This window comes from Streptococcus cristatus (genome assembly GCF_001588905.1).
Taxonomy (GTDB): Bacteria; Bacillota; Bacilli; order Lactobacillales; family Streptococcaceae; genus Streptococcus; species Streptococcus cristatus_N.
This window is the reverse complement of record NZ_LAWH01000058.1, coordinates 1-665: the sequence shown is the minus strand read 5'-3', so window position 1 is coordinate 665 and position 665 is coordinate 1. Positions and strand designations below refer to the sequence as shown.

1 protein-coding gene is annotated in these 665 nt (G+C 46.0%); it reads left to right on the top strand.

The annotated features are described in order from the left end of the window. A partial coding sequence (locus tag A0765_RS09345) for a collagen-flanked surface repeat-containing protein (RefSeq protein WP_142325663.1) occupies positions 1–665 on the top strand: 665 nt, incomplete at both ends.

Below are 665 nucleotides of genomic sequence, written 5' to 3'. Positions count from 1 at the left end.
AACGGTCAGTTGGATCCAGACGAAGTAACATCTTCAACTATCGTCAAAGACGGAAAAGATGGGAAATCTCCACTAGCTAAAGTAGTCGATAACAATAACGGTACCCATACTGTTCAAGTCGGACTCGATAAGAACAACAATGGTCAGCTTGATCCAGATGAAGTGACATCTTCTACAGTCATTAAAGATGGAAAAGCTGGGGCAACCGGTGCTACAGGAGCGACTGGAGCTAAGGGTGACAAAGGTGCAACTGGCGCAACCGGTGCAACTGGTGCAGCAGGACCAAAAGGCGATAAAGGTGCAACTGGCGCAACTGGAGCTAAAGGCGATAAAGGTGAAACAGGCGCAACAGGTGCGACTGGAGCAAAAGGTGAAGATGGTAAGCCATCATTAGCCCAAGTTGTCGATAATAACAACGGCACGCACACTGTTAAAGTTGGGCTGGATAAGAACGGCAATGGCCAATTGGATCCAGATGAAGTAACCTCATCTACCATTGTTAAAGATGGTAAGGACGGTAAATCTCCACTAGCTAAGGTTGTCGATAATAACAATGGCACGCACACAGTTCAAGTCGGTCTTGATAAGAACGGAAATGGTGAGCTTGATCCAGACGAAGTAACATCATCTACAATCATCAAAGATGGTAAGGATGGAAAAGCTGG